The sequence below is a fragment of the Stenotrophomonas sp. 2YAF22 genome (assembly GCF_052114665.1).
Lineage (GTDB): Bacteria > Pseudomonadota > Gammaproteobacteria > Xanthomonadales > Xanthomonadaceae > Stenotrophomonas > Stenotrophomonas indicatrix.
This window is the reverse complement of sequence record NZ_JBFRFE010000365.1, coordinates 1-4,346: the sequence shown is the minus strand read 5'-3', so window position 1 is coordinate 4,346 and position 4,346 is coordinate 1. Positions and strand designations below refer to the sequence as shown.

The 4,346-nt window shown below is 66.0% G+C and carries 3 protein-coding genes; 2 read left to right on the top strand and 1 reads right to left on the bottom strand.

What is annotated here, in order from left to right; genetic code table 11:
- Both AB4Y84_RS14500 and AB4Y84_RS14495 read left to right on the top strand, forming a co-directional pair.
- Positions 1 to 537, top strand: a 537-nt coding sequence (locus AB4Y84_RS14500; RefSeq protein WP_442250335.1) for an NAD(P)/FAD-dependent oxidoreductase, incomplete at its 5' end; no start/stop codon positions are given.
- 91 nt (positions 538 to 628) lie between these two features.
- On the top strand, positions 629 to 2,698 hold the full coding sequence (locus AB4Y84_RS14495; protein WP_442244923.1) for an EAL domain-containing response regulator: 2,070 nt from the start codon (positions 629 to 631) through the stop codon (positions 2,696 to 2,698).
- Positions 2,699 to 2,806: 108 nt separating this feature from the next.
- On the opposite strand, the gene fabV is transcribed toward AB4Y84_RS14495, so the two are convergent.
- Positions 2,807 to 4,066, bottom strand: a complete 1,260-nt coding sequence (gene fabV, locus AB4Y84_RS14490; protein ID WP_442250334.1) for an enoyl-ACP reductase FabV — start codon at positions 4,064 to 4,066, stop codon at positions 2,807 to 2,809.
- Between the last annotated feature and the right edge of the window lie 280 nt (positions 4,067 to 4,346).

Below are 4,346 nucleotides of genomic sequence, written 5' to 3'. Positions count from 1 at the left end.
GAGGCCAGCTGCAATGGCACGAGTTTCCGCAACTTCATGCTGCTGACCCATCGTGGCGTCAGTGGCCCGGCCATCCTGCAGATTTCCTCGTTCTGGCAGCCCGGCGACGCGCTGTCGCTGGATCTGCTGCCCGGCCAGGATGCCGCCGAGTGGCTGCGGCAGATGAAGCGTGAACGCCCCGCCGCGGAACTGCGTACGGTGCTGGGCGATGTGCTGCCCAAGCGACTGGCGCAGCGCCTGTGCGAGCACTGGCTGCCCGACCGCCCGGTACGCCAGCTGGACGAGCCGGACCTGCGCAAGGCAGCACAGGTACTTTCAGCGTTCCCACTGGTGGCCAGCGGCACCGAGGGCTACCGCACCGCCGAAGTCACCCTGGGCGGTGTCGATACCAACGAGGTCTCTTCCTCGACGCTGGAATCCAAGCGCGTACCCGGCCTGCATTTCGTCGGCGAGGTGCTGGACGTGACCGGTTGGCTGGGCGGCTACAACTTCCAGTGGGCCTGGGCCAGCGGGCACGCGGCCGGCGGCGTGGTGTGAACCGCATCGCCGTTCCGGGCACGCAAGCGTTGCGCGCATGGACGCGCCGCCACGCATCGTGTATCTAGATTTGCAGATTGGGGAGCAGTGCATGCAGAACGCGAACGACATCACCATCCGCCTGCTGATCGTCGATGACAGCGGCGAGAACGCCGAAGCCATCGTCAGCACCCTGCGCAACAGCGGCATCGCCGTGCGCCCATGGCGCCCGCAGGACTCGGCCGAGCTGTCGCAGGTACTGGCCAGCCAGGCGATCGACCTGGTGCTGGCTGCGCCCTCGCAGAGCATCCCGCTGCCACTGGTGGCCCAGCACATCGCCGCCAGCGGCAAGGACATCCCGCTGGTGCTGCTGGCCGAGCGCATCGACGAGGACGAACTGGTACAGGCCAGCAGCAACGGCGTTCGCGCCCTCGCCCTGCGCCAGCGCGCCGAACACCTGCTGGCCGTGGTCCGCGACCAGTGGGTCGACCTGCAGGCACGCCGCGGCCTGCGCAGGATCGAAGCGCAGATGCGCGAGACCGAGCGTCGCTGTGACGCGCTGATCGCCTCGTCGCGCGAGCCGATTGCCTATGTCCACGAAGGCATGCACATCCGCGCCAATGATGCCTATCTGGACATGTTCGGTTACGAGGATTTCGAGGAAGTCGAAGGCATCTCGCTGCTGGACATGGTCGCCGCCCAGCACGTGGATGATTTCAAGCAGCTGCTGAAGTCACTGAGCCGCGGCGAAGCGCCCCCCCCGCAGTACCAGCTCGACGCCCGCCACCAGGACGGCAACGCCTTCCCGGCGACGATGGAGTTCACCGCGGCCACCTACGAGGGCGAATCCTGCCTGCAGGTAGTGTTCCGCCGGCGCATGGAATTCGACCCGGAGCTGGCGCGTGAGGTCGAAGACCTGCGCCAACGCGACCAGGTCACCGGCCTGCTCAACCGCCCGACCTTCATGCTGCAGGTCGAGGACGCAGTTGCCCAGGCGGGGCGCAGCGAGGGTCAGTTCGGCCTGCTGATGGTCGAACCGGACCACTACGCGCGCCTGATCCCGGATATCGGACTGGCCTCGGCCGACGCCCTGATCGGCGCACTCGCCGCGCTACTGGCCGACGTCGTTGGCGAAGATGCGCAGCTGGCCCGTTTCGGCGAACACAGTTTCGCCGTGCTGCAGTCCGGCCCCTATGCACAGACTGTGGCACTGGCCGAGCGCATCCGTGAAGCCTACGCCGCACACGTCTTCAGCATCGGCGCGCGCTCGGCCACGGTGACCGTCAGCATTGGCGGGGTGCAGGTGGGCGAGAAGATCGCCAGCATCGGCCAAGTGCTGGCGCGCGCCAGTGAATGCACGCAGGCCGCAGCCGCCCTCGGCAATACCTGCCGCATCTTCGACCCGGCCGCCGTTGATCGCGTGGAAGAAGAGCGCGTGCAACGCTGGGTCGCGCGTATCCGCGAAGCCCTGGCAGGCGATGGCTTCCACCTGCATTACCAGCCGGTGCTGAACCTGCAGGGCGAGTCGCTGGAGCTGTACGAAGCCTACCTGCGGCTGGAACACAACGGAGAGCTGCTGAGCCCGACCGCGTTCCTCGGCATTGCCGAAGAGCATGGCCTGCTGGCGGACATCAATCGCTGGGTCGTCTCGCAGGCAATCACGGAACTGGGTGCGCGTGCCCGCGAGGGTCATACCACGCAGATGCTGGTGAAGGTCACGCCGGAATCGTTCGATGATCCAAAGATGATCGCCACGCTGCGCCAGCAGTTGCAGGCACACGGCGTGCCGGGCGAACGACTGTGGCTGCATGCGCCGGAGTCGAAGGTGTTCACCCACCTGCGCAGCGCCCAGCAGTTCCTGGCGGAAGTGGCACCGCTCGGCTGCCGGATCGGCCTGGAACAGTTCGGCTCGGGCCTGGATTCGTTCCAGTTGCTGGCCCACTTCCAGCCGCAGTTCCTCAAGCTCGATCGCGGTTTCACCAGCGACCTGGCCGCCACCCGCGAGAACATCGACCGGGTCAGCCAGATCACCGCACGCGCGCAGGAAGCCGGCATCCGCACCATGGCTGAGTTCGTCAGCGACGCCAACTCGATGACACTGCTGTTCAGTGCCGGCGTCGATTACGTGCAGGGCGATTTCGTCGGCCCCGCAGCGCCGGCGATGAACTTCGAGTTCGGTTGACAGAAGGTAGTGCCGGCCGCTGGCCGGCAGCTCGGGAACCCTTGGGTTGCCGGCCAGCGACCGGCACCTCAGCGCAAAAAAAGACCGGCTTGCGCCGGCCTTTTTCGATCAGGTCAGATCGACCAGATTATCGATCTTCACATCCGGGTTGACGTCCGCTTCGTAATCGACGCCCTCGACACCGAAACCGAACAGGCGCAGGAAATCGGCCTTGTAGCCGGCCAGGTCGCTGATCTCGTAAAGATTCTCGTTGGTCACCTGCGGCCACAGCGCCAGAACCTTGCCCTGCACGTCAGCGGCCATTTCCTTGTAGTCGRCGCGCAGGCGGCCTTCCTCATCGATCAGCGCAACGGTATGGCCATCGCCGTCGACCAGGTCGTGCCGCAGGCGATCGACCGCCACGCCATCGGCCTTGGCGCCGTACAGGATGTCGTACAGCACGTCGAGCTGCTCGATGCAGCCTTCGTGGGTGCCCTTTTCCTTCATCACCTTGAACAGCAGCGACAGGTACAGCGGCATGGTCGGAATGGCCGAGCTGGCCTGGGTCACCACCGCCTTCAGCACCGATACGCGCGCATCGCCGCCGATCTTGGCCAGCTTCTCGCGCAGCCCCAGCACCTTGTCGTCCAGATCCTTCTTGGCAGCACCGATGGAGCCATTCCAGTAGATCGCCTGGGTGATCTCTTCGCCCACATAGGTGAAGGCCGTGGTGGTGCAGCCATTGGCCAGCACGCCGGCATCGGCCAGCGCGTCGATCCACATCTGCCAGTCCTCGCCGCCCATCACCGCGACGGTGCCGGCGATTTCTTCCGGGGTGGCCGGCTGCAGGTGGGTTTCGGTCAGCACTTCCTTGTCGGTATCCAGGCCACGCAGGGTGATCGGCTCGCCGATCGGCTTCAGCGTGGAACTGATGATCTCGCCGGTCTTGGGATGCTTGCGGCGCGGCGCAGCCAGGCTGTAGACCACCTGGTCGACCTGGCCGAGATCGGCCTTGATCATCTCGATGGTCTTGGCCTTCACCTCATCGGAGAACGCATCGCCGTTGATGCTCTTGGCATACAGACCCGCTTCGTCGGCGTACTTGTGGAACGCCGCCGAGTTGTACCAGCCCGCCGTGCCCGGCTTGGTTTCGCTGCCCGGGCGCTCGAAGAAGATGCCCAGGGTTGCCGCGCCACTGCCGAAGGCGGCAGTGATGCGCGCGGCCAGGCCGTAGCCGGTCGAGGCGCCGATCACCAGCACGCGCTTGGGGCCGTTCTGGATCGGCGGGCGCGCACGGATGTAGTCGATCTGCTGCTTGACGGCGGCGTCGCAGCCGGTCGGGTGGGTGGTGACGCAGATGAAGCCGCGGACGCGCGGTTTGATGACCATGGATACCTCGGGTTGGCAGGTGCGGCGCACGGGGCGCTCAGCAGGAATACGTGGCGCGCGCGTGCGCGCGAACCGCAGGATCGTAGTGCGCGGGGAGAGATTGCACAACCGACGGCGGCGTAGGGTGGTATTTCTTTTGCAGGGTTGCACCCTGCACCTGCAGAGACCGGAGCAACGTCAAAAGCTGGGTTCCTGTGAGATGGCGGGATGGGTCCGGTGGAGGGGGACGCCGTGAACCCGTCCATGGGGGCTTGGTCGCGGCATCCATGCCGCTCACACC